The sequence below is a fragment of the Streptomyces sp. NPDC092296 genome (genome assembly GCF_044755465.1).
GTDB lineage: Bacteria > Actinomycetota > Actinomycetes > Streptomycetales > Streptomycetaceae > Peterkaempfera.
The window spans coordinates 761,686-784,999 of sequence record NZ_JBIVRB010000001.1 but is presented as its reverse complement, the minus strand read 5'-3'; the positions used below and the strand labels follow the sequence as shown (position 1 = coordinate 784,999).

Here is a 23,314-nt window from a genome sequence, read left to right as displayed (position 1 = left end):
TCTCTGGGAACGGTGTGTAATCGATTGATCGCGTATGGCTTGCGCTGTGGTGCACAACCACGGTAATGAGCCGCACGAGTGATCGTCAGGGATCACGCGCATCCCAGGGGCCACATTCTCGTTTCGCACGTTGCCCGCCTTCGATCGGCTGGGCAGAGAAAGACGGAGGAATTCCCACCATGCGTTCTCTCAAGAAGGTCGCCGTCCTCACGGTGGCGGCCAGCGGCGTGATCATGGCCGGTGCCTCGGCCGCCTCCGCCGTGGGTGCCGGCGCGGAGGGTGCCGCCGTCGGCTCCCCCGGTGTCATCTCCGGCAACACCATCCAGGTGCCGATCCACATCCCGGTCAACCTGTGCGGCAACAGCATCAACGTCGTCGGCCTGGTCAACCCGACCTTCGGCAACACCTGCATCAACGCCAACTGACCCGGGCGACACACTCTCCGCCCGCTCCTCGCGGCGGGCGGCTTCCCACCTGATCTAGGAGTCACGTTCTCATGCGCAACATCAAGAAGGCCGTCTTCGTCTCCGCCGCCTCGGTCAGCATGGTCATGGCCGGCGCCGCTGCCGCCTCCGCCGTGGGCTCCGGCGCGGAGGGTGCCGCGGTCGGCTCCCCCGGTGTCGTCTCCGGCAACGTCATCCAGGTCCCGGTCGACGTGCCGATCAACCTCTGCGGCAACACGATCGACGTCATCGGCCTGATCAACCCGGCCTTCGGCAACACCTGCATCAACGCCTCCGACGTGGGCGGTCGCCGCGTGGAGCGGGGCCACGAGGAGCGCGGTCGCGAGTTCGGCAGCCGTGAGCACGGGCGTGAGCGCGGCTGGGGCGGCGAGCGCGGCCACAACCGCAGCAAGGACGACTGCTGACGCAGTCGCGGAACAGTACGGCGCTGCCCCTCGGAGCCCGAGAGCCCGAGGGGCAGCGCCGCGCCACCATCCGGTGCCCCGCCCCGCCCGGCAGCCGTCCCGGCCCCCGCCCCACAGCCGGTGGCCGCAGACGGCTACCGCCGGCGGTTCCCACAGACGGAGGGTCAACTCCTCCGGAGAGGACAACAGCCATGCAGATCCTGTCCCGCGCGGGCGGCCGCGCGCTGGCCGTCGCCGGCGCCGCCGTGCTCGGCGCACTGGCGACCCAGGCCCCCGCCTCGGCGGCCACCGCCCAGCCGACCCGCCCCGCCGCCGCCCCCGAGGCCAAGGCCCAGCTCCAGCCGCTGGACACCGCCCAGGCCGCCGCCACCCTGAACAGCACCGTGGGCCACACCCTGCGCCCGGTGACCGACCTGCGGCTCGACCCCTGGGCCAACTCGGCCGCCGACCCGCTGACCAACGGCGTCTCGGTGCAGCCCAAGACCCCGAACGGCGCCACCAAGCCGGTCAGCACCCTCCCGCTGACCTCGCCGCTGAGCAGCGGCGGCGGGCTGAAGGACGTACCGGTGCTCGGCCCGATCGTCGGCGGGCTGCTGCCGCACTGACCGGACGCCCCCGTCCATGCCGGAGGCCGGCCCCCGCTGGGGGCCGGCCTCGGCGCGTTCCGCTGACCGTACGGAGCCCGGGTTCAGGACTGCCGCAGCGCGTGGGCGGCCTCGACCGCCCAGTAGGTGAGGATCTGGTCGGCCCCGGCCCGCCGGATCGAGGTCAGGGTCTCCATGATCACCCGCTCCCGGTCGATCCAGCCGTTGGCGGCGGCCGCCTCCACCATCGCGTACTCGCCGGAGACCTGGTACGCCGCGACCGGCACCGGGGAGACGTCGGCCACCTGGCGCAGGATGTCCAGGTACGCCATGGCGGGCTTGACCATCACCAGGTCGGCGCCCTCAGCCAGGTCCAGCTCCAGTTCGCGCAGCGCCTCCCGGGCGTTGGCCGGGTCCTGCTGGTACGACTTGCGGTCGCCCTTGAGCGAGGAGCCCACCGCCTCCCGGAAGGGGCCGTAGAAACCGGAGGCGTACTTGGCGGTGTAGGCCAGCACCGTGACGTCCTGGTGGCCCGCGTCGTCCAGCGCCCGGCGGACCACGCCGATCTGGCCGTCCATCATCCCGGACGGGCCGACCATGTGGACACCGGCGTCGGCCTGGACCACCGCCATCTCGGCGTAGCGCTCCAGGGTGGCGTCGTTGTCCACGCTGCCGTCCGCCGCCAGCACCCCGCAGTGGCCGTGGTCGGTGTACTCGTCCAGGCAGAGGTCGGACATCACCACCAGCCGGTCGCCCACCTCCGCGACCACGTCGCGGATGGCCTGCTGGAGGATGCCGTCCGGGTTGGTGCCCTCGGAGCCGCAGGCGTCCTGCACGGCGGGCACGCCGTAGAGCATGATGCCGCCGACGCCCGCCTCGGCCGCCTCCACCGCCGCCTTGCGCAGCGTGTCGCGGGTGTGCTGGACGACGCCGGGCATGGAGCGGATCGGCACCGGATCGCTGATCCCCTCCCGTACGAAGGCGGGGAGGATCAGCCCGGCCGGGTGCAGCCTGGTCTCAGCGACCAGCCGGCGCACCGCCGGGGTGGTGCGCAGTCGGCGGGGACGGTGGTGGGGGAAGCCGGTCATGACGGTGCGGATGCCTTTCAGCGAGCCTTCCTGCGGGAGCCCGGTCGGCGCTCACTCGGCCGGTACACCTGCTCGCCGGCCTCCAGGGCGGCGTCGCGGCGGGCCGCGCCGAAATCGGCCAGGGCTTCGGCCAGCGCCGCTGCCGAGGGCGCCGGGGAGAGCACGTCGACCCGGAGGCCGTGCTCCTCGGCGGTCTTGGCGGTGGCCGGACCGATGCAGGCGATGACGGTGACGTTGTGCGGCTTGCCGGCGATGCCGACCAGGTTCCGCACGGTGGAGGAGGAGGTGAACAGGACCGCGTCGAAGCCGCCGCCCTTGATCGCCTCGCGGGTCTCGGCCGGTGGCGGCGAGGCGCGCACGGTCCGGTAGGCCGTGACGTCGTCCACCTCCCAGCCGAGGTCGATGAGGCCGGCCACCAGGGTCTCGGTGGCGATGTCGGCGCGGGGCAGCAGCACCCGGTCGATCGGGTCGAAAACCGGGTCGTACGGTGGCCAGTCCTCCAGCAGCCCGGCGGCGGACTGCTCGCCGGACGGCATCAGGTCGGGCTTGACGCCGAAGTCGATCAGTGACTGGGCGGTGGTCTCACCGACCGCCGCGACCTTGATCCCGGCGAAGGCCCGAGCGTCCAGGCCGTACTCCTCGAACTTCTCGCGGACCGCGCGCACCGCGTTGACCGAGGTGAAGGCGATCCACTCGTAGCGGCCGGTGACCAGGCCCTTGATCGCCCGCTCCATCTGCTGCGGGGTGCGCGGCGGCTCCACCGCGATGGTGGGCACCTCCTGCGGCACCGCGCCGTAGGAGCGCAGCTGGTCGGAGAGCGCGGCGGCCTGGTCCTTGGTCCTGGGGACCAGCACGTTCCAGCCGAAGAGCGGCTTGGTCTCGAACCAGGACAGGGTGGCCCGCATGCCCACCTGCTCCCCGACCACGGCTATCACCGGGGTCTGCGGGTCGACCGGTGCGGAGACCGGCGAGGGCAGCACCTTGGCGCTCTTCAGCTCGGCGGCGATGGTGGCCAGCGTCGCGGTGAAGGTGCGCTGCCGGGTGGTGGTGCCGCCGAGGGTGGCCGACACCGCCGAGTCCGGCTTGCGGCCGTGCGCCACCAGGGCGGTGGCGGTGGCCGGCAGCTGGGCCAGCGTGGTGCGGACCACCAGGGTGGCGTCGCAGCCGCCCAGGTCGGGCCAGGACTTCGGCTCCAGGGCGGCGGCGTCCACGAAGCGGACGTCGGCGCCGCGGCGGCCGCGCAGCGGTACGCCCGCGTAGGCGGGCACGCCGACGGACTGGGCGACGCCGGGGACGACCTCGAACGGGATGCGGTCCTTGGCGCAGACCAGCATCTCCTCCGCCGCCCGGCCGTCCAGGCCGGGGTCGCCGTCGATGGTGCGCACCACGTGCTTGCCGGCCTTGACGGCGGCCGCGACCAGCTTGGCCAGGGCGGCGGCGCCCCAGTCGGCGGTCTCGGTGCTGTCGGCCGGGTCGGCGCCGTCGGAGCCGGGTGCGTCACCGGGGGTGTGCACCTCCACTCCCTCGGGGCAGTGGGTGCGCACCGCCGCGGCGGTGAGCGGATCGGCGACGAGGACGTCGGCCGACGCCAGCACCTCGACCGCACGGAGCGTCAGCAGCCCGGGGTCGCCGGGGCCGGCGCCCAGGAAGGTCACCTGTCCGGTCTTGCGGCAGGCGGTTGCGTCGGTGTTGGCGGTGGGGCTCACAGCACTCGCTCCCCCATCAGACCGGCCGCGCCCCTGGCGAGCATCCGGGCGGCGAGGTCATGGCCGAGGGCCGTGGCCTGCTGCTCGAAGGACCCGTCCAGGGTGATCGGGCCGGTGGTGGACATCTGCAGCGAAGTGGCGCCGTCGGCGGTGCCGACGACGCCTTCCAGCCGCAGTTCGGTGGCATGGCTCTCGGCCTCCAGCACGGTCGCCAGCGCCCCGACCGGGGCGGAGCAACCTGCTTCGAGGGCGGCGAGCAGCGCTCGCTCCGCGGTGACCGCGGCCCGGGTGGGGCCGTGGTCGAGTGCGGCGAGAGCGGTGGCGAGCCGCGTGTCGGGCGCGGCACACTCGATCGCCAGCGCCCCCTGGCCGGGGGCGGGCAGCATCAGGTCGGGACCGAGCAGCTGGGTGGCCTCGGCGAGGCGGCCCAGTCGGCTGAGTCCGGCGGCGGCCAGGACGACGGCATCCAGCTCGCCGGAGCGGACGAAGCCGATGCGGGTGTCCACGTTGCCGCGGATGGGCACGGTCTCGATCGGCAGCCCGTGGGCCGCCGCGTACGCGTTGAGCTGGGCCGTCCGGCGCGGTGAGCCGGTGCCTATCCGGGCGGCGCGGCCGCTCTCCCGTTGGCAGTCGGCGGCGAGCCGCTCCAGGGTGAGGCCGTCGCGGGCCACCAGGGCGTCGCGGAAGTCCTCGCGCTCGGGCACGGCGGCCAGCAGCAGGCCCGCCGAGGCGCCGGTGGGGAGGTCCTTGAGGGAGTGCACGGCGAGGTCGATCCGCCCGTCGAGCAGGGCGTCGCGCAGGGCGGAGACGAAGACGCCGGTGCCGCCGATCTGCGTCAGGTGCTCCCGGGAGACATCGCCGTGGGTGGTGATCTCCACCAGCTCGACGGGCCGCCCGGTGATCCGGGAGACGTCCTTGGCGACCAGGCCGGACTGGGCGGTCGCGAGGGCGCTGCGGCGGGTGCCGAGCCTGAGGGTCGCCTGCTTCAACTCGCCCTGATTGGTGGTGAGTTGACTATTCATGACATGATAGTCCCGGTCGTGCTGGTTGCCTGGGTGGTGGTTCATCGGGCGCCGCCCTTGGCGGCCGCTACCTGTGCTCGGGCCGGCTGCGCCGGCTGCGCGGGGGACGGCTGTGCCGGGGCGCCCGAGACGGCCTCGACGGTCGAGGGGTCGAGATCGAACAGTTCGCGCAGCGCCTCGGCGTAGGAGGCTCCGCCCGGCTCGCCGGCCAGCTGCTTCACCCGCACGGTGGGGGCGTGCAGCAGCTTGTCCACGACCCGGCGCACGGTCTGGGCGATCTCGGCGCGGGAGCGGGTGTCCAGGTCGGGGAGTCGGCCGTCCAGCCGCTCCAGCTCGCTGAGCACCACGTCGGAGGCCATGGTGCGCAGGGCGACCACGGTCGGGGTGATCCGCGCGGCCCGCTGGGCGGCGCCGAAGGCGTCGACCTCCTTGGCCACGATGCGGCGGACGGCGTCGACGTCCACCGCGCCGGGCTGGTCGGCGGCGGCGTCGGCCAGGCTCTCGATGTCGACCAGGTGGGCGCCGTCCAGGCTGTGCACGGCGGCGTCGATGTCGCGGGGCATGGCGAGGTCGAGCAGGGCCAGCGGGGTGTCCGGACCGCCGTCGGCCGGGCGGCGCGCGGCGCGGGCCCGTACGGCGGCCTCGACCTGCTCGGCGCCGATGACCAGCCCGGCCGCCCCGGTACAGGAGACCACCAGGTCGGCGTCGGCCATCGCCGCCGCGACCCGGTCGAAGGGGACCGTACGGGCGCCGAGGCCGGCGGCCAGCCGCTCGGCGCGCTCGGGGGTGCGGTTGGCGACGGCCAGGTCAGCGACGCCGGCCCGGTCCAGGGTGGCGGCGGCCAGCGAGCTCATCGAGCCCGCGCCGACCACCAGCACCCGCTTGCCGGCGACCGGTCCGGTGGCGGCGGCGACCTGGTCGAGGCCGAAGCTGACCAGCGACTGGCCGGCCCGGTCGATGCCGGTCTCGCTGTGGGCGCGCTTGCCGACCCGCAGCGCCTGCTGGAACAGCTCATTGAGGCCGCGCGCCGCGGTGTGCTCCTCCTGGGCGAGCGAGAGCGCGTCGCGGATCTGGCCGAGGATCTGGCCCTCACCGACCACCATCGAGTCCAGCCCGCACGCCACCGAGAACAGGTGGTGCACGGCGCGGTCCTCGTAGTGGACGTACAGGTGCGGGGTGAGCTCGTCCAGCCCGACGCCGCTGTGCTCGGCCAGCAGGGTGGACAGCTCGGCCACCCCGGCGTGGAACTTGTCCACGTCGGTGTAGAGCTCGATCCGGTTGCAGGTGGCCAGCAGCGCCGCCTCGCTGACCGTGCCGGACCCGGCGGCCGCGCGCAGCAGCTTGTCCCGGGCGTCGGTGGCGAGCGAGGCCCGCTCCAGCAGTCCGACCGGGGTGCTGCGGTGGCTCAGGCCGATGACGAGGAGGCTCATGCGGGCATCACCGCGGGCAGCTCCCCGTCCGTCCCCGGCTCGGCGGCGCGGCGCAGCTTGGCCGCCGACCTGGGCGGGGCGGCGGTCTTGGCGGGGGCGGCTGCCTTGGCGGGGGCGGCGGGCTGGTCGGCGCCCTCCTCGACCGACTTGCGCTGCTCGTGGAAGGCGAGGATCTGGAGCTCTATCGAGAGGTCGACCTTGCGGACGTCCACGCCGTCGGGCACGGCGAGCACGGTGGGCGCGAAGTTGAGGATGCTGGTCACCCCGGCCGCGACCAGCCGGTCGCAGACCTGCTGGGCGGCGCCGGGCGGCGTGGTGATGACGCCGATCGACACCTGCTCCTCCTCCACGATGTGCTCCAGCTCGTCCATGTGCCGGACGGGCAGTCCGGCGGCGGTGGAGCCGACCACGGCGTGATCGGCGTCCAGCAGCGCCGCCACCCGGAAGCCTCGGGAGGCGAAGCCGCCGTAGTTGGCCAGCGCGTGGCCCAGGTTTCCGATGCCGACGATCACCACGGGCCAGTCCTGGGTGAGGCCCAGCTCGCGGGAGATCTGGTACACGAGGTACTCGACGTCGTACCCGACGCCCCTGGTCCCGTAGGAGCCCAGGTAGGAGAAGTCCTTCCGCAGCTTGGCAGAGTTGACTCCGGCCGCTGAGGCGAGCTCCTCCGAGGAGACCGTGGGTACGGAGCGCTCGGACAGGGCGGTCAGCGCGCGCAGGTAGAGCGGCAACCGCGCAACCGTGGCCTCCGGAATACCTCGGCCACGGTTGGCCGGGCGGCCCCGGTCGGCAGGGTGGGTGGGTCGGCCAGTTGCCACGATGCTCCCGAGGGTGAAGCTGGGCTTTGGCTGCCAGGCTATGCGTTTGTGAACGTGTGCACAAAGATGGTGTCCGATTTGTCCGGGCACAGTGACGCGCATCACGCCACACCTCCCGCCTGGCCAGGAACCGCCGGCACCCCGGCCGCGTTCCCCCGGTCGGCCGCCCGCCGCCACACCGGCACCGCACCGGCCGACACCATCCTCGGCCAGGCCAGCGCGGCGGCCTCGCCCAGCGCCCTGGCCCACCGCGGCGGACCGTCCGGCCGGGCGGCGGGCTGGGCCGCGCAGTGCCGCAGCAGGGCGGCGGTGGCACGGGCGTCGCCCAGCGCGGTGTGCGCGGCGAACGGCGGCAGCCCGGCCGCCTCGGCGCAGGCCCGCAGGCCGAAGCCGCCCGCGCCGGGCAGTTGGTCGCGGGCCAGCCGCATGGTGCACAGGGTGGGGACGGGTGGCAGCACCACGCCGATCCGGGCGAACTCGCGCTCCAGGAAGGCATGGTCGCAGGCGACGTGGTGGCCCACCAGCAGCCGGCCGGTCAGCAGTTCGAGCAGCCGGGGGGCGACCTGGCGGAAGCGGGGCGCCCCGGCCACCTCGTCCTGGGTGATCCGGTGCACCCGGGTCGGACCCACCGGGCAGCCGGGGTCCAGCAGCGTACTGAACTCCGCCTCCACCTGGAGGACCCGATCCAGCAGCACCACCGCCACCTCCACCACGCGGTTCCGCCAGGGGCTGCGCCCGGTGGCCTCGACGTCCACCACCGCGTAACCCGGGGCGCCGACGGCGCCTGCGCCGGAACGGGCGCCCGCCGCCGCCTGAGGGGGTACGGCTGGCACCCCCCGGAGTCGGCCGGGAAGCACGGTGTTCTCCTCTGATTCGACCCCCCATTCGGCCCAAAACGATTCGATGGTAAGCCGACGAACCAGGCCCGCGACAAGCCGGAGGAGTGCCCCGCTACCGCCCGTCAGCGGGCCAGCGCGCTGCGCAGCCGTTTCTCGTCGACCCGCCAGAAGTCGTGCTGGCGGCCGTCGATCAGGGTGACCGGGATCTGCTCCCAGTACAGGCGGTACAGCTCCTCGTCCTGGGTGATGTCCTTCTCCTCGAAGGCGGCGCCCAGCTCCCCGGTCACCCGGCGGATCACCTCCCGCGCCTGGTCGCAGAGGTGGCAGCCGGGCTTGCCGACCAGCGTCACGGTGCGGTCGGCGGGGACGGGGCGGTCGGCGGGGACGGGGCGGTCGGCGGGATCGGGGCGGTCGGCGGGGACGGGGCGGTCGGCGGGATCGGGGCGGTCGGTACGGCGCAGCAGTGGGCTCACCCGGTTCATTCTGCTCCCCCGTATCCGGGCGTGGCGCGGTCCGGGCCCGAGCGGCCCGGCGGGCGGCGCTGTGGTGTTCGCCACGCCCGGGTGCCGGTCGCCGCCCACCCGCCGCCGGAGCGACGCCCGCTGTTGACGCGACCTGCACCGCGACGACACCGGTCCGCCCGCTCGGGCTGGCTATGCTCGCGGTATGGCTGCGCTGCGAAGGCCCACCCACCGGAAGCGTTCCGTCACCGAGCGGACCGTACTGGCCGGCGAGGCCGCCGCCGACGCCGCGCACAGCGCGGTGGCGGCCGACGGTTCCGCGCCCGTCACTGGTCCGGCCCGGCGGCGCGGGCTGCCGTTCCTGGACCGGGAGAAGGGCGGCCGGGCCGAGCTGCCCCCGGCCGCCGCCGGTGACCCGCAGGCCGCCGCGTTCTTCGACTGCGACAACACCCTGCTCCAGGGCGCCGCGATCTTCTACCTGGGGCTGGGCCTCTACAAGCGGCAGTACTTCACCCACCGCGACGTCGCCCGGTTCGTCTGGCAGCAGGCGTGGTTCCGGCTGCACGGCGCGGAGGACCCCGGGCACATGGCGGAGGCGCAGGACACCGCGCTGGGGATAGTGGCGGGCAAGCGGGTCGACGACCTGGAGGTGATCTGCGAGGAGGTCTTCGAGGACGTCATGGCCGGCAAGATCTGGCCGGGCACCCGGGCGCTGGTGCAGATGCACCTGGACGCCGGGCAGCGCACCTGGCTGGTGACCGCCGCCCCGCAGGAGGCGGCCCGGATCATCGCCCGGCGGCTCGGTATGACGGGCGCGCTGGGCACCGTCGCGGAGGCGGTGGACGGGGTGTACACCGGGCGGCTGGTGGGCGAGCCGCTGCACGGCCCGGCCAAGGCCGCCGCGGTACGGGCGCTGGCCCGGCGGGAGGGGCTGGAGCTGGAGCGCTGCGCGGCGTACAGCGACTCCTCCAACGACATCCCGATGCTGTCGCTGGTCGGCCACCCGTATGTGATCAACCCGGACACCGCGCTGCGCAGGCACGCCCGCGCCGAGGGCTGGCGGGTGCGCGACTTCCGCACCGGGCGGAAGGCGGCCAAGGTCGGCATCCCGGCGGCGGCCGGGCTGGGCGCGGCCGCCGGCGGTACGGCGGCCGCGATGGCCCTCTACCGCAAGCGCCGCTGACCCGGCCCGGACCCGCCGACCCGGCCCCGCCCACGTCGGCCCGGCCCCCCGCCACGGCCTCACCCACTCGGCCCCGCCCGCTCCGGGCGGGGCCGCGTCGCGTGCTGACCGGATTCGATCGCCCGATCGGGGCCTGAAATCGGGGATTGCGCGACCCGCCGACGGGGAAGCCCATCAAATTGCGGCCAAGTTCGAACACGCTGAGCCGCCATGCCATCACGGAGAGACAGTCAGTACGCCGAAATGGCGATCACTTTCGGCTAGTTGAACGCAACGGAAGAGACGCAAGCGGCCAGTTTGGCGACACGGTGTAGCGGTCCTTGCACAAAGCGTTATCCTCGTCTGACGCACGCCGGAACCCATGCGTCCCCACGTTGGGTGAGCGGTCCCGTACTGCACGTATACAGTTCTGCCACTGGGAGTCCCGTGTACCCACACGTCCGGAACGACGCGCCTGCTCCCTACGACGCCTACGGGGCCACCGGGCTGGACCTGCTGCGCGACCTGCTCCGGCAGCAGCTGTTCCCCGCCGCCCCCGTGCTCGTCCCGGCCGGGGCGGCGCTGCGCAGCGGCACCGCGGCCGGCACCCGCACCCGCAGCGCCCCCGGGCCGCGCAGCGCGGCCGGTGCGCGCTCCCGCCGGGGCGCCGTCGAGGGCGAGCACAGCCCGGTGATGGAACTGGTGGAGCGGGCCCAGGCCGGGGAGAGCGAGGCGTTCGGCCGGCTCTACGACCACTACGCGGACACGGTCTACCGCTACATCTACTACCGGGTCGGCGGCCGGGCCACCGCCGAGGACCTCACCAGCGAGACCTTTCTGCGGGCGCTGCGCCGGATCGGCACCTTCACCTGGCAGGGCCGCGACTTCGGCGCCTGGCTGGTGACCATCGCCCGCAACCTGGTGGCGGACCACTTCAAGTCCAGCCGCTTCCGGCTGGAGGTGACGACCGGTGAGATGCTGGACGCCAACGAGGTGGAGCGCAGTCCGGAGGACTCGGTACTGGAGTCCCTCTCCAACGCCGCGCTGCTGGAGGCCGTGCACAAGCTCAATCCGCAGCAGCGGGAGTGCGTGACGCTGCGCTTCCTCCAGGGGCTGTCGGTCGCGGAGACCGCCCGGGTGATGGGGAAGAACGAGGGTGCCATCAAGACTCTGCAGTACCGGGCGGTGCGCACCCTGGCCCGGCTGCTGCCCAGCGACGCCCGGTGACCACCTCCGGATGAATCGGCGGTCACATGATCGGGTGCGCGTAACCGACGCCCGGCACTGCTCGTTGCCCAGCGTGCAAGCCCCCTCCGGGGCGGTGCCCGGCGGTCCGGCCCCCGGCCGAAGGCGTTCGGCCCCCGCCGTCGCGCCCTACTCGACGGGGTGGTTTCCGATCCCGCGGCGCAACCGTCCGGCCGGCCGGGGTGTCGACAACGACGAGAGGAGGTGCGACCCGTGACAGCGAATGTGCTTGAGCACCGGCGGGCGAAGGCCTTCGCCGACGCGCTGGCGGCGCATCAGAGCGCCGGCCGGCGGAACGGAGGCGTCGAAGACGACCCCGCCCACGGCCACTCCACCGCGATGGCCGAACTGCTGGCCGCCACCGACGCGCTGGCCGCCGTGCCCGCGCCCACCCTGGACCCCGAGGTCCGCTCGGTGCAGCGGGCCCAACTGCTGGCCGCGTTCGAGCAGGCGTACGCGGAGGGTTCCGGCCCCGCCGTCCCGGAGCAGCGCCGCCGGAGCGCCCACCGCGCCTCCGCCGCCGTCTCCGAGGTCGCGGCCCGGCTGCGGCCGAGCACCCGGTGGGGGCGTCGGCTGGTGGCCGGCAGCCTGGTCGCCGGGATCGCGGTCGGCGGCTTCGCCGGGGTCGCGGTGGCCAGCACCGGCGCGCTGCCCGGCGACACGCTGTACGGCATGAAGCGCAGCCTGGAGGGCTGGCAGCTGGACTGGGCCGGCTCCGACAGCGAGCGCGGCTCGCTGCTGCTGGACCAGGCGTCCACCCGGATGCAGGAGGCACAGCGGCTGGTGGTCCGCTCCGGCGGCGCGGGCGGCTCCTCCGCGCTGCTCAGCCCCGCCACCGTGGAGCAGCTGCGCACGGCGCTGGCCGATATGCACGCCGAGGGGACCAGCGGCCGCCAGCTGCTGTGGGCCGTCTACCGCAGCAATGGTTCGCTCGATCCGATGCGCAGGCTCGCGGTCTTCGCCCAGTCCCAGGATGACCAGTGGTCCACGCTGCGCGAGCAGCTGCCCGAGCAGCTCTCCCCGGTCGCCTCCCAGGTGACGCAGCTGCTGGACGACATGACGGCGGACGTCGAGCCGCTGCACATCCTGCCCCGGCACCGGAGCGACGACGACGACCAGGGCCCGGCGGGCGACTACTCGTCCGGCGACGGGCCGAGCGCCACCAGCGGTCCCGAGCGGTCCGCGACCGGCACCCGGGCCCCCTCCGGCGGTGCCTCCCGGACGCCGGAGGAGCACGGCGCCTCCCCCTCCGGTACGGCCGAGTCCTCCGGCTCGCCGGACGGCAGGCCCACCGAGGTCGGGGTCGGCGGTCTGGTGGACGGCCTGACCGGCGGTCTGACCGGCACCGGGAGCACGCCCACCGGCAGCACCGCCGGCCCGGCCACCGCTCCGACCGGTACCGCCACGCCCGGCAGCCCGTCCGCTCCCCCCACGGCCGGCAAGCCGGCGGGCATCACCGTCCCGCCGCTGATCCCGGGTCTGCTGCCGGCGTTGGGCCTGGACCTGGGCTGACCCCCCGTACGGCCGGTGGCCGCCCGTCCCGCAGCGCGCCGGACGGGCGGCCACTCGTCGTCGTACGCCTGGCGTGCCGGCGGTCAGAAGAACACCGAGCGGCGCCGCACCAGCATCCGGTAGAGGGTGTGCTGGATGGTCTCCCGCACCTCGTCGGTGAGGTTGAAGACCAGCATCGGATCGTCGGCGGACTCCGGCGGGTGGATGTCGGTGGGGATCGGCTCCCCGAACTGGATCGTCCACTTGGTGGGCAGCGGGACGGCGCCGAGCGGCCCCAGCCAGGGGAAGGTGGGCGTGATCGGCACATACGGCAGCCCGAGCAGCCGGGCCAGCGTCTTGGCGTTGCCGATCATCGGGTAGGTCTCCTCGGCGCCCACGATCGAGCAGGGCACGATCGGCACCTGGGCCCGCAGCGCGGAGGCCACAAAGCCGCCCCGGCCGAACCGCTGGAGCTTGTAGCGCTCGGAGAACGGCTTGCCGATGCCCTTGAAGCCCTCCGGCCAGACGCCCACCACCTGGCCGCTCTCCAGCAGCCGCTGGGCGTCGTCGTTGCAGGCCAGGGTGTGTCCGGCCTTGCGGGCCAGCTCATTGACGCCGGGCAGCACGAAGACCAGGTCGGCGGCGAGCATCCGCAGGTGCCGGTGGGCCGGGTGGTGGTCGTGGATGGCGACATGGGTCATCAGGGCGTCCAGCGGCAGTACGCCGGAGTGGTTGGCGACGATCAGCACGCCGCCGTCGGCCGGGATGTGCTCGATGCCGCGCACCTCCACCCGGAAGTACTTCTCGGCGAGCGGGCGGAGCAGCGAGAGGAAGACCTCCTCGGTCAGCTCCCGGTCGAAGCCGAACTCGTCCACCTCGTAGTCGCCGCTGATCCGGCGGCGCAGAAAGGCCAGCCCGTTGGCGGCGCGCTGCTCCCAGCCGCGCCCCAGCAGCCGCTGGGCGGCGCCGCCGAGCGGACCGGCCAGGGCGTGGCCCACCGCGTCCGCGACCTTCGCCGCGACGGTGCCCGGGTCGGGGTCGGTGCCCGGGTCGGGGTCGGGGTCCGGGTCGGGGTCCGGGTCGGGGTCGGGGTCCGGTACGACGGGCGGCGGCAGCCGGTGCACCTCGCCGGAGCCCGAGCCGCCCGAACCACCCGAGCTGCCGGACCCACCCGAGCCGCCCGACCCACCCGACCCACCCGACGCGCCCGGTCCGGACGGCTGGGCCGCACCGCCGCCCCGGGCGGAGTCGATCGGGATGACCTTGGCGTCGCCCATGGCGTACTCCCTCGCGGTGCTCATCGCAGGTCCTGTCCCAGTGTGCCCGGCCGCCCCGCCGCGCCGGACCGGCCGCCGGGGGGCGGCAGCAGCCCCGCCAGCCGGTCGGTGACGGCGGTGAGCCGCTCCGGCGGCAGCAGCCCGGGTGCGCCGGCCGCCGCGAAGTCCGCGAACGCCTCCGGGGTGGTGCGGCGCGGCCGATACCCGAAGGTCTCGTGCAGCTGCGTCACGTCCACCACCCGGCCGTGCGTCAGCAGCCGCAGCTGCTCCGGGGAGAAGTCCGCCACCCGGGTATGCCGCATCAGCCCGGCCACCCAGCTGATCGCGGGGAGCAGCAGCGGGACGGTGGGGCGGCCCAGCCGGCGGGCGCACTGGGAGAGCAGTAGCACGCCCTCCCCCGCCACATTGAAGGTGCCGCTGTTGGTGGTGGAGCGGCGGGCGTCCAGCGCGGCCAGCCGGAGCACCTCCACGGCGTCGTCCTCGTGCACGAACTGCAGCCGGGGATCGTAGCCGAGCACGGTCGGCAGCACCGGCAGCCCGAAGTACTCGGTGAGCGGGGTCCCGGCGTCCGGGCCGATGATGTTGGCGAACCGCAGGACGCAGACCGCCACATCGGGGCGGCGGCGGGCGAAGCCGCGTACATAGCCCTCGACCTCGCAGGCGTCCTTGGCGAAGCCGCCGGACGGCAGGGCCCTGGGCTGCATCCGCTCGGTGAACACCGCCGGGTCGCGCGGCGCCGAGCCGTAGACGCTGGTGGTCGACTTCACCACCAGCCGCTGCACGGTCGGTGCCTTCTGGCAGGCGCCGAGCAGCTGCATGGTGCCGATGACATTGGTCTCCTTGACCGTGCCGCGCCCGCCGGCGCCCAGTGAGCTGGCGCTGACGTTCATGTGCACCACGGTGTCGACCGAGTGCTCCGCGATCACCCGGGCGATGGCGGGCCGCCGGATGTCGGCGCGGACGAAGGTGAACTCCGCCGTACGGCCCGGCGGTTCCCCGTCCGCCGACTGCTCCGGGTCGTACGCGGGCGGCTGGACGTCGACGCCGACGACCAGGTCGACCGCGGCCTCCCGGCGGATCACGTCCACGAACCGGGCGCCGAGGTGGCGGGCCACCCCGGTGACGAGCACGACCTTTCCCACTGCGAACGCCCTCCTCCCGGCCCGGGGCGGCGGCGGTGCCGCCGCGCGGTGCATGCCCGCACCTTCGCACGGCCGGGCGGCCGCCCGTGGCAGCCGCGACGATCGGCGTGCCCTCCCGGGTCGCGGACCGCCGTCGGCGGAGCACCGTCAGCGGAGCGCCGGACCGCCCGCGAAGCACGCTACCGCTTCACTGTTGCCGGGGAATGTCCGGGCATGACCGGTGTGGTGCCGATCACGCCCGACCGGAGCATCGGAATGGGACCGGATCGGAGCACCGGAACGCCCCGGCGCCCGCCCCGACCGGAGGGTCGGAGCGGGCGCCGGGGCGATCGGGCACTGCTACTTCTTGTTGCGCCGCTGCACTCGCGTGCGCTTGAGCAGCTTGCGGTGCTTCTTCTTGGCCATACGCTTGCGGCGCTTCTTGATGACAGAGCCCACGGAACAACCCTCGCTCACTGGGACTCTCTCGCGACCGCGGCGCGGTGCTCTGGAGTCCGGATACGACTGACGGAAGGCTTAGCCTACCTGCCGCACCGCGCGTCCCGTAATCGAGCTGCGCACGACGTGGTCCGGCAGGGTCCTTCCGGTCGCCGGTCGCGCTGTACCTCGGCCTTCCTACGCGGTCTCCCGGCCGACGTAGGACTCTCGAAGATAGTCGTGAACCGCCTGCTCGGGGACCCGGAAGGAGCGGCCCACCCGGATGGCAGGCAGCTCCCCGCTGTGGACCAACCGGTAGACGGTCATCTTCGACACTCGCATCACCGTGGCCACCTCTGCCACGGTCAGGAAGTTGACCTCGTGCAGAGGCCGCTCGCCAGACGCCATGTCAACACCGACCTTTCGCATGTGCTGAGCACCGGCTTCCCCTCCGGTGACTGAAGCCAGCCCACGCGTATCCCCAGAGTAGTTGCGGGTGGTACGGGTGGGAAGAGGAGAAAAGCGGGCGGGACTACGGTGACGGGACCGCCCGTTGCAGTACGTGAACGATCGGCGCTCTGGGGTACGCCGGTCGCGCACCGCCGTCGACGGCGACGCCCCCGCCGACCACCCCCCAGGCCGCCCCCGGGCTCGGCCGGCACCGCCCGGCCGGGCCGCCCGATGCCAGGTCAGCCCGGTCGCGGACCCCGCCCCCAGGCCCGACGCGGCCCGGCCCCGCCATGCGCCCCCGGGCCCTCTCCCCGCCGTACGTCCACCCCCCGCGCCGGAGCGCTCCCCTCCACTCGCGGAGACCAGGTCGAGGCCGCTCACCACACCCCCACCGCCTCTTCGGCGGACAAGGGAACCTGACGGCCTGTCAGACGCGTGATCGACCCTCGCGCCCGGCGGCGGGCTCGGGGTCGAGCGCCCAGGCGCCGGGGACCTGGATGGGCGACTCGGGGTCACCCGCGAGGGTCAGGCGGCAGGTCCACCGGTCCAGCGCGGGGCGGCCCTCCCGGTCCCAGGCGGCGACGCGGTGGGCGACGACCTCGGCGAGGGCCCGGGTGCTCGGGGTGTCCTCGGTCAGATAGAGGCCGCCGGGCCGGACGAACACCGCCGTGGTCTCGTCCTCGGTCACCAGGGCGCAGCCGGTGTGGTCGATCGGGCCTTCGGCACTCGCGCAGGTGATGCGGGGGTCCTGGGCGGCGAGGTACATCCACAGGTCGCTGTAGGAGCCGCGCGGGTCCAACGCGGCGGGGACGGTGCCGGGAAGGCGGGTGGCGGGAGCCGGGAACAGCCGGCTGCGGGTGGAGGGAGAAGTCCGGGCGCCCGCGTACAGCGGGCCGGTGGCGTTCATGAAATCGGCCATGGTGACGAGGCGGCCGACGACGCCGTCACCATGGCCGCTGATGCGGGCCAGCGGATGGACGCCTGCGTGGGCAAGCGGGGCGATGACGCTTCCGTGCGGGGCGAGTTGGTCCAGCCAGTGCGGGGAGAGCCCGGCGATGCCGCAGGTGACGATGATGCGGTCCCAGGGGCCGCCCCCGGCGTGCCCGGCGTACCCGTCACCGGTGACCACCCGCACCCGCTGCTCGCTGTGGCCGGTGCGCCGCAGCGCCGCGCGGGCCTCGGCGGCGACGACGGGGGACGCCTCGACGGTGGTGACCGGGGTACGGGTGAGCCGGGAGATCAGGGCCGCGTTGTAGCCGGTGCCGGCACCGATCTCCAGTACGCGGGTGCCCTCGGTGAGCTGCGCGGCTTCGAGCATCCGGGCGACGACGGCGGGCTGCGAGGCGCTGGAGTAGCCGCCGGCCTCGTCCGCCGGGGTGTGGGTCATGATGCCGCGATCCGCGTAGGCCAGGGCCAGCAGCTCGCCGTCCGGGTGCTCGGGGTCCAGCACGGTGCGGCCGGGGCCGCCGCCCAGGTAGTGGCCGGAGATGAACGCGTGCCTGGGTACTGCGGCAAAGGCGTCGGCAACGGCCTCGGAGTGCAGTGCGCCCCCGGCCCGCAGCATGTCGGCGAGTCGGCGGGCGCGGGCGGCCCAGTGGGCGGCGGGGACGGTGGCGGTCACGTGGGGACTCCGGGTCGGTGGACGATGACGGGCGTGTGGCCGAGCCGCGGATCGGCCGGCTCGGCGGCGGGCACTCCCTCGGCCTCGATCCAGGCATGCACCTGAGCGGTGCCGGGGCGCACACCGACAACGAGGGCCGGAGCGTGGCCGTGGGCCCGGCAGTACAAGAGCGCGGCCACGGCGCGGTCCAGGCAGGCGGTCGCGCCGCCGAGCGCCGGGTGCGCGGTGGTGACGGCACGAACGGCCTGCTCCGCTTCGGCGGCCGTTGAGGGGCGCCGCGCCCCGCCGACGGCCCAGGTGGCGACACGGGCGACGCGGGCGTCCGGGTTCGGCCGGCGGGTGGCGGCGGCCTGGGCCAGGAAGCCGGCCGCCCGTCCGAGCAGCCATTGGCGGCGGCTGATCCGGCTACGTGGGGGCAGGGCGACGGTGAAGCTCATCGGTCCACCACCACACCGCTGTCCATGAGCTTGCCCACCAGGGCGTCCAGGTCGGCGCGGACCTGCTCCCGGGGGATCGCCGGGTACCGGGCACGGAGCGCCGCTTCGGCCGCGGCGGCGGTTCCCTCGTCCCGCAGGGCGGTCAGCGCGGTGACACCGCTGCTGCTGAGGGTCCACAGGCCGCCGGCCGCTGTGATCAGCGTGCCGCGCCCGGTGATGCCGTCGACGAGTATGCGGGTGCCGGGTGCGAGGGTCAGCACGATGCCTCCGGGGGGTCGGGCGCCGGGGTCGGGGGCCGGTTCTCGGCGGTCCGCACCCACACCTCGGCCGCGAGGGTCAGGTGCAGTAGGAGATCCGTGGTCGGATCGGCCCGCTGCCACGCGGCCGCTGTCGGGCGGATGAGGGTCGGATTGATCAACCCGTGATCGGCGAGTGCCGACTCGTGGGTCAGCAGGTTCTTCAGAAGCGCGTGGTGCCGTGCTGCGGCACGGGCAGTGTCCGCGCTGTAGCCCGCCTTCGTCCGCCGGGACATGCTGGCGGCCGCGCCGATCCCGGCCACGGCGGCGGTCAGCAGCGGCTTGGGGTCGAACGGGCCGTACCGGTCCTCGGCGCGGACGGACAGCGCCGCGTCGATCACGGTTCGGTCCGCGTACGGGTAGGCCATCGTCACCCCGGCGGAGGCCGCCGCGTCGCCCTGAAGCCGGCAGAGGGAGGCCATGGCGCGGACCGCCGCGAGGGTGGCGTGCTGGTGGGGTCGGTCGTGGAGCGGCTCCGCCGACACGGCGGCCTGCTCCAGAGCGCCGCGGAGATACCGCCGCGTGGAGCTGCTCAGCCAAGGGGGCAGCCACGGGCCGGCGTCCCAACCGGGTTTGCCGGGGTGATCCAGGCAGCCGGCCAGCCATACCCGGTAGGGGCCGGGGTGCGCGGCTGCGGCCGCCGTCGCCGCGCGGGTCCAGCCATGGAGCGCGGCCCAGCCCCGCAGCTGCCGCCGGGCCGTGCGTCGGCTCCGGGTGGCGGCGGTGGCCAGATAGGAGAGCGGCGGGCAGAGCAGTTCGTCACCACCCTTGCCCGACAACAGGGTCCGGGCTCCGGCGGAGAGCACCTGCCGCCACAGGTGGGCGGACCGATCCGGGCTGAGTGCGGTAGGGCCGGGCGCGTCCAGGGCCAGCGGCCGGCTGATGCCGTCGAACTGCTCCGGCGTCTCCCGCAGTGAGAGGACGCGGTGCTGAACGCCAGGCTGCGCGGACACCGCAAGGCGCGCCCAGTGCAGGTCGTCGTTGCCCGGGTCGGCGGGCTCCCGCGTCAGGTTCACCAGGGAGCTGCCGATCCGCTCGTAAGCGAGGAAGGACAGGCTGGTGCTGTCCAAGCCCCCGGACAGCTCGACGGCGTGCCGGTCCCGGGCCGCGACCGCCCCGCGCAGGGCGCCGCGCAGGGCCCGCGCGCCGACTTCGGCCGGCACGTCGTCATCGGGTGCTTCCCAGTAGCGGGCAGTGTGCAGCACGCCGTTCCGGTCGACCTGGGCGGCGTGCCCGGGAGGTATGGACCGTACCGACCCGTACAGGCTGGTGCCGGGGGCGGCCGACGCGAGGAGTGCGGTCGGCGTGGCCGGGCCGATGAGCTGGAGCGCCAGGCTCTGGGGGTCGAGGGCGGTATTCCCGGCTGCCTCGGCCAGGATGCGTACGTGGCTGCCGAGAAGCGCGTGGGAGGCGACATGTGCAGCGAAGACCGGTCGAATGCCCGCGATGTCGCCGATCAGGTATCGGCCAGTCGGGGTGGCCACCGCGACGTAGTAGCTCCCGGGGAAACGGGTCAGGCTCTCCCAGCCCACTTCTTCCCGGCACTCGGCCAGGGCGTGCTCCACCTGGGCGCTGGTGACGGCGTGCTCACCGATCAGCGCGGCGTGCACCCGACCGGCTCGGGCAGCGAGCACACCGGGCGCCGACAGGGCTCCGACGATCCACGGGGCGCCGTCGATCGAGGCCAGGTTCCTGGTAGCCCCACAGGCGGCGAGAGCGCGGGCGACGGTTCGTCGGGGGGGGGGGGGGGGCCGCCGCCCCCCCCCCCCCCCGGGGGGGGGGCGCCCCCCCCCCCCCCCCCCCGGGGGGGGCGGGGGCGGGGGCCCCCCCCCGGGGGGCGGGGGGGGGGGCGGGGGTGGGGGGGGGGGGGGGGGCCCCGGCCCCCCCGACGAACCACGGGGCGGTGAGACTCACCCCTGCTGCCACTTGACGGTGGAGAAGTCGCCGTCGTCGGACTGCCCGTTGGAGTAGGAGCCGGCAGCCAGCCCGCACACGGTGCCTTCCTCATCGGCCGTCGGGGGCTCGTACAGCTCGTCGGTGATCATCATGGGTTCCCTTCTCTCATGGGTCCGGCCGCGCGGGGCGCGGCGGCAGGGGTGGAGGGCGGTGAGGCTCGGGCCTCAGGGTCGCCGCAGCGCGGGGCACCGGGCATCGTCCAGGTACGGCCCGCCCGCTTCGGAGCGCCTCCGAGCGGGTCGGCCTTCCCACCCACAGGCAAATGCTGTCACCGCTCAGGCACGAACAGTAGCCAGCGAACTTGCACACCACTTGCACAGTTAACGGACCGTCAGGTCGGGCATGCTCTGGGCACCGCCGTAGCGCCGACGACTCTGAGAGCCTGCACTCATGCCGCAGCAACCGCGCCCCGCCGTCGGGGAGAACATCGCCATGCTCCGCAAATCCAGCGGCCTGACGCAGGCCCAGCTGGCCCACAAGGCCAAGATCTCCTCCTCACTGCTGTCCAAGATCGAGGTCGGAGACCGCGCTGCCACACCCCCCGTCGTCGCCGTCATCGCCCAGGCCATGAACACCACGACCGCACGCCTCTACGGCACAGGCACCACCTCCGGCAGCCTCGACCTCGACCCGGTGCGCGCCGCTGTCCGCTGCTACGACCTGCCGGGCGACCCCGGTGGAATCACGGCCGATACCTTGGCCGGTGCCCTGGCGGAAGCCGCCGCGCTGCGTGCCGCCACCGAGTACGACGACCTCGCCGGGGTACTCCCCCCACTCATCACGGACGCCACCGCCTACGCACACGCGGTGGACACCCCGGCGGCCTGGACCCTGCTGAGCGATGCCTTCGGCTGCGCCTACACCCTCGCGCACCGGCTCGGTCACGCGGACCTCGCCGAGAGCATCACCGCCCGCCAGGAATGGGCAGCCACCCGGACGTGGACGCCGATCGCCAAGGCGGCGGCCGACTGGAACCGCGCGGGGACCTTCCAGTCCGCAGGCGATTACGACCGCGGACTGGCCGTGGTCGAGGACGCCGTCACCGCCCTGGCCGCCGCGGGCGTCCCGGGCCTGGAAGCCACCGCCGTGCGGGGGGCCCTCCACCTCCGGGCGGTGACACTCGCCTCCCGGGCCGAGGACAAGGGGACCGCCCAGGACCACCTCCGGCGTGCCGCGACCTTGACTGGGCAGTTGCCCCCCGGCGATGTCCTCACGCACAACCTGACCTTCGGCACCGGCAACACCCTGCTGCACAGGCTGGCCGCCCTGGTAGAGCTGGGCCAGCCGGACAAGGCCGTCGACCTGGCCGAGGGCTTCACCCCGGGGCCGGACCTCAAGCCGACCCGCGTGGCGCACTTTCACATCGACACCGCCCGCGCGCATCTGGCCACGGACGACCGGGACGCGGCGCTCCGCTCGCTCAAGGATGCGGACGACGTGGCGCCACAGCTCGCCCGGGTGCACCCGATGGCCAGAGAAGTGGGCCGCGTCCTGGTCTCCAAGTGGAAGCGGTCCAACCCCGACCTGGTCGACATCGCCACAAGCCTCGGACTGGACATGTGAAGAGCCCGGGTCAGCCACGCACCGCGCGCCGGCTCCTCCAGCGGTGGTGGAGAGCGGAAACGGTCGGCGGCACGGCTGCTGCGTACAGCGAGGGCGTTCACGCGCCGGACGCATGAGGCGGCAGTGTCGCCTGGGGTCGGATCTGCGCGGCTTCGCAACCGCCCGTGTCCGGGACCGGGCCCCGCCCGGGTCAGGGGAGGAGGCCGTGGTGGGGGAAGGTGGTGCGGCGGGTGGCGAGGATGGCTTGGTCGAGGCGGTCGGCGGGGTCGTAGCCGCCGTGGGCGAAGTCGGTCCAGGGGACGGGGTGGCGGCCGTCGGTCATCCGGTACGGGGCCGGTAGGCGGGTGCGGCGGTAGACCTCGGCGCGCCACTCGGCGGGGGTGTCGGCGGCGGGGTCGATGGGGCGGCCCGCGGCGATGGCGGTGAGGTGGGTCCAGATCCGGGGGACCACCTCCACCACCGCGTATCCGCCGCCGCCGAGCGCCACCCAGCGGCCGCCGGCGCAGCGGTGGGCCAGGTCGTGCAGGGCGGTGGCCAGGGCGCGCTGGGCGTCCAGGCTGACCGCGAAGTGGGCCAGTGGGTCCTCGGCGTGGGTGTCGGCGCCGTGCTGGGTGACCAGGACCTGCGGCCGGAAGGCGGTGAGCAGTTCGGGGACGGTGGCGTGGAAGGCACGCAGCCAGCCCGCGTCGCCGGTGCCGGGCGGCAGCGGCAGGTTGACGGCGCTGCCGGGCGCGTCCGGGCCGCCGGTCTCGCTGACCCAGCCGGTGTGCGGGAAGAGGGTGGCGGGGTGCTCGTGCAGTGAGAGGGTGAGCACCCGGGGGTCGTTCCAGAAGGCGCGCTGCACGCCGTCGCCGTGGTGGACGTCGACGTCCACGTACGCCACCCGCTCGGCGCCGAGTTCCAGCAGCCGGGCGATGGCCAGCGCGGCGTCGTTGTAGACGCAGAAGCCGGAGGCGTGGCCGGGCATCGCGTGGTGCAGCCCGCCCGCGAAGTTGACCGCGTGCGCGGGGTGGGCGCGGTCGTGGGGGGCGCCGGCGGGCGGCCAGACGGCTTCGGCGGCGGCGACCGACTGCCCGGCGATCAGCGCGGACGCGGTGTGCATGCCGGGGAAGGCCGGGTTGTCCTCGGTGCCCAGGCCGCGCGCGGTGTCGTGCTCGGCGGGGTCGCGCCAGTAGTCGGCGGTGTGGCGTACGGCGTCGATGTACGCCTGTTCGTGGACCAGCCGCAGGGTGGAGTCGCCGGCCGGGGCGGCGGCCGCGACGGTGACGCCGGGCGCCTCGGTGAGCCCGAACGCCTCCACCAGCCGCATGGTGAGGGCGAGCCGGATCGGGTCCATCGGGTGGCCGGGGCCGAAGTCGTAGGCGGTGACCGCCTCGTCCCACTGGAGGCGGAGCCCGCAGGGGACCAGGGCGGGCCGGGCGGCGGGCGGGGCGTCGGACAT

The 23,314-nt window shown here is 74.3% G+C and carries 23 protein-coding genes and 1 pseudogene; 7 read left to right on the top strand and 17 right to left on the bottom strand.

The genetic code is table 11. From position 1 onward, the window contains the following. The first annotated feature begins 179 nt into the window (after positions 1-179). The 3 genes and pseudogenes from ACIQGZ_RS03670 (at position 180) to ACIQGZ_RS03660 (ending at position 1,473) form a co-directional block, all read left to right on the top strand. On the top strand, positions 180-425 hold the full coding sequence (locus ACIQGZ_RS03670) for a chaplin (protein ID WP_402599107.1): 246 nt from the start codon (positions 180-182) through the stop codon (positions 423-425). A gap of 71 nt (positions 426-496) precedes the next feature. Further along, positions 497-733, top strand: a pseudogene (locus tag ACIQGZ_RS03665) (chaplin); the annotation flags it as partial. A 326-nt stretch (positions 734-1,059) separates the two neighbouring features. Beyond that, positions 1,060-1,473 (top strand): hypothetical protein, encoded by a 414-nt coding sequence (locus ACIQGZ_RS03660; RefSeq protein ID WP_402599105.1) that lies wholly within the window; start codon positions 1,060-1,062, stop codon positions 1,471-1,473. A gap of 83 nt (positions 1,474-1,556) precedes the next feature. On the opposite strand, the gene hemB is transcribed toward ACIQGZ_RS03660, so the two are convergent. The 7 genes from hemB to ACIQGZ_RS03625 all read right to left on the bottom strand — a co-directional run bounded on the left by hemB (position 1,557) and on the right by ACIQGZ_RS03625 (position 8,828). Beyond that, positions 1,557-2,540 carry a porphobilinogen synthase gene (gene hemB / locus ACIQGZ_RS03655; RefSeq protein WP_402599103.1) on the bottom strand — a complete coding sequence of 328 codons (984 nt, stop codon included), beginning with the start codon at positions 2,538-2,540 and terminating at the stop codon, positions 1,557-1,559. Positions 2,541-2,557: 17 nt separating this feature from the next. Next, the gene (locus ACIQGZ_RS03650) at positions 2,558-4,246 is read right to left on the bottom strand and encodes a uroporphyrinogen-III synthase (protein ID WP_402599101.1); all 1,689 of its coding nucleotides are present in this window, start codon (positions 4,244-4,246) and stop codon (positions 2,558-2,560) included. Beyond that, positions 4,243-5,268, bottom strand: a complete 1,026-nt coding sequence (hemC, locus tag ACIQGZ_RS03645) for a hydroxymethylbilane synthase (protein WP_402599100.1) — start codon at positions 5,266-5,268, stop codon at positions 4,243-4,245. The genes ACIQGZ_RS03650 and hemC overlap by 4 nt, the downstream gene beginning before the upstream one ends. A gap of 41 nt (positions 5,269-5,309) precedes the next feature. Continuing rightward, positions 5,310-6,698: a glutamyl-tRNA reductase gene (locus ACIQGZ_RS03640; RefSeq protein WP_402599099.1), complete on the bottom strand. Its 1,389-nt coding sequence runs from the start codon at positions 6,696-6,698 to the stop codon at positions 5,310-5,312. Beyond that, positions 6,695-7,516, bottom strand: a complete 822-nt coding sequence (locus ACIQGZ_RS03635; RefSeq protein WP_402599097.1) for a redox-sensing transcriptional repressor Rex — start codon at positions 7,514-7,516, stop codon at positions 6,695-6,697. The genes ACIQGZ_RS03640 and ACIQGZ_RS03635 overlap by 4 nt, the downstream gene beginning before the upstream one ends. A 101-nt stretch (positions 7,517-7,617) precedes the next feature. Beyond that, the gene (locus ACIQGZ_RS03630; protein WP_402599096.1) at positions 7,618-8,349 is read right to left on the bottom strand and encodes an exonuclease domain-containing protein; all 732 of its coding nucleotides are present in this window, start codon (positions 8,347-8,349) and stop codon (positions 7,618-7,620) included. 128 nt (positions 8,350-8,477) lie between these two features. Beyond that, positions 8,478-8,828 carry a glutaredoxin family protein gene (locus ACIQGZ_RS03625; protein ID WP_402599094.1) on the bottom strand — a complete coding sequence of 117 codons (351 nt, stop codon included), beginning with the start codon at positions 8,826-8,828 and terminating at the stop codon, positions 8,478-8,480. Between the two features lie 193 nt (positions 8,829-9,021). Between ACIQGZ_RS03625 and ACIQGZ_RS03620 the strand changes: the two genes are divergently transcribed. The 3 genes from ACIQGZ_RS03620 (at position 9,022) to ACIQGZ_RS03610 (ending at position 12,735) form a co-directional block, all read left to right on the top strand. Next, positions 9,022-9,999 (top strand): HAD family hydrolase, encoded by a 978-nt coding sequence (locus tag ACIQGZ_RS03620; protein ID WP_402599092.1) that lies wholly within the window; start codon positions 9,022-9,024, stop codon positions 9,997-9,999. Positions 10,000-10,425: 426 nt separating this feature from the next. Beyond that, positions 10,426-11,205, top strand: a complete 780-nt coding sequence (locus tag ACIQGZ_RS03615) for an ECF subfamily RNA polymerase sigma factor, BldN family (protein WP_402599091.1) — start codon at positions 10,426-10,428, stop codon at positions 11,203-11,205. Between the two features lie 231 nt (positions 11,206-11,436). After that, positions 11,437-12,735 (top strand): DUF5667 domain-containing protein, encoded by a 1,299-nt coding sequence (locus tag ACIQGZ_RS03610; RefSeq protein ID WP_402599090.1) that lies wholly within the window; start codon positions 11,437-11,439, stop codon positions 12,733-12,735. An 83-nt stretch (positions 12,736-12,818) separates the two neighbouring features. Here ACIQGZ_RS03610 and ACIQGZ_RS03605 read toward each other — a convergent pair whose 3' ends face one another. The 9 genes from ACIQGZ_RS03605 to ACIQGZ_RS03565 form a co-directional block, all read right to left on the bottom strand. Beyond that, a complete protein-coding gene (locus tag ACIQGZ_RS03605; RefSeq protein ID WP_402599969.1) occupies positions 12,819-13,991 on the bottom strand; it encodes a lysophospholipid acyltransferase family protein in 1,173 nt (390 codons plus the stop codon). 20 nt (positions 13,992-14,011) lie between these two features. Beyond that, positions 14,012-15,133, bottom strand: coding sequence for an NAD-dependent epimerase/dehydratase family protein (locus ACIQGZ_RS03600; protein ID WP_402599089.1), 1,122 nt, complete (start codon positions 15,131-15,133; stop codon positions 14,012-14,014). A 339-nt stretch (positions 15,134-15,472) separates the two neighbouring features. Continuing rightward, on the bottom strand, positions 15,473-15,571 hold the full coding sequence (locus tag ACIQGZ_RS03595) for a 30S ribosomal protein bS22 (RefSeq protein ID WP_003948845.1): 99 nt from the start codon (positions 15,569-15,571) through the stop codon (positions 15,473-15,475). A 177-nt stretch (positions 15,572-15,748) separates the two neighbouring features. After that, positions 15,749-15,958, bottom strand: a complete 210-nt coding sequence (locus ACIQGZ_RS03590; RefSeq protein ID WP_402599088.1) for a helix-turn-helix domain-containing protein — start codon at positions 15,956-15,958, stop codon at positions 15,749-15,751. Between the two features lie 469 nt (positions 15,959-16,427). Next, entirely contained in the window at positions 16,428-17,621 is a 1,194-nt protein-coding gene (locus tag ACIQGZ_RS03585; RefSeq protein WP_402599087.1) for an rRNA adenine N-6-methyltransferase family protein, read from the bottom strand. Continuing rightward, entirely contained in the window at positions 17,618-18,058 is a 441-nt protein-coding gene (locus tag ACIQGZ_RS03580; RefSeq protein ID WP_402599085.1) for a lasso peptide biosynthesis B2 protein, read from the bottom strand. The genes ACIQGZ_RS03585 and ACIQGZ_RS03580 overlap by 4 nt, the downstream gene beginning before the upstream one ends. Continuing rightward, positions 18,055-18,318, bottom strand: a complete 264-nt coding sequence (locus ACIQGZ_RS03575; RefSeq protein ID WP_402599084.1) for a PqqD family peptide modification chaperone — start codon at positions 18,316-18,318, stop codon at positions 18,055-18,057. The genes ACIQGZ_RS03580 and ACIQGZ_RS03575 overlap by 4 nt, the downstream gene beginning before the upstream one ends. After that, positions 18,312-19,988 carry an asparagine synthase-related protein gene (locus tag ACIQGZ_RS03570; protein WP_402599083.1) on the bottom strand — a complete coding sequence of 559 codons (1,677 nt, stop codon included), beginning with the start codon at positions 19,986-19,988 and terminating at the stop codon, positions 18,312-18,314. The genes ACIQGZ_RS03575 and ACIQGZ_RS03570 overlap by 7 nt, the downstream gene beginning before the upstream one ends. A 276-nt stretch (positions 19,989-20,264) precedes the next feature. Next, positions 20,265-20,402 (bottom strand): hypothetical protein, encoded by a 138-nt coding sequence (locus tag ACIQGZ_RS03565; RefSeq protein ID WP_402599082.1) that lies wholly within the window; start codon positions 20,400-20,402, stop codon positions 20,265-20,267. Between the two features lie 298 nt (positions 20,403-20,700). Here ACIQGZ_RS03565 and ACIQGZ_RS03560 point away from each other — a divergent pair, with 298 nt between their 5' ends. Further along, entirely contained in the window at positions 20,701-21,873 is a 1,173-nt protein-coding gene (locus ACIQGZ_RS03560) for a helix-turn-helix domain-containing protein (RefSeq protein ID WP_402599081.1), read from the top strand. A 190-nt stretch (positions 21,874-22,063) separates the two neighbouring features. Here ACIQGZ_RS03560 and ACIQGZ_RS03555 read toward each other — a convergent pair whose 3' ends face one another. Beyond that, entirely contained in the window at positions 22,064-23,314 is a 1,251-nt protein-coding gene (locus ACIQGZ_RS03555) for an acetoin utilization protein AcuC (protein ID WP_402599080.1), read from the bottom strand.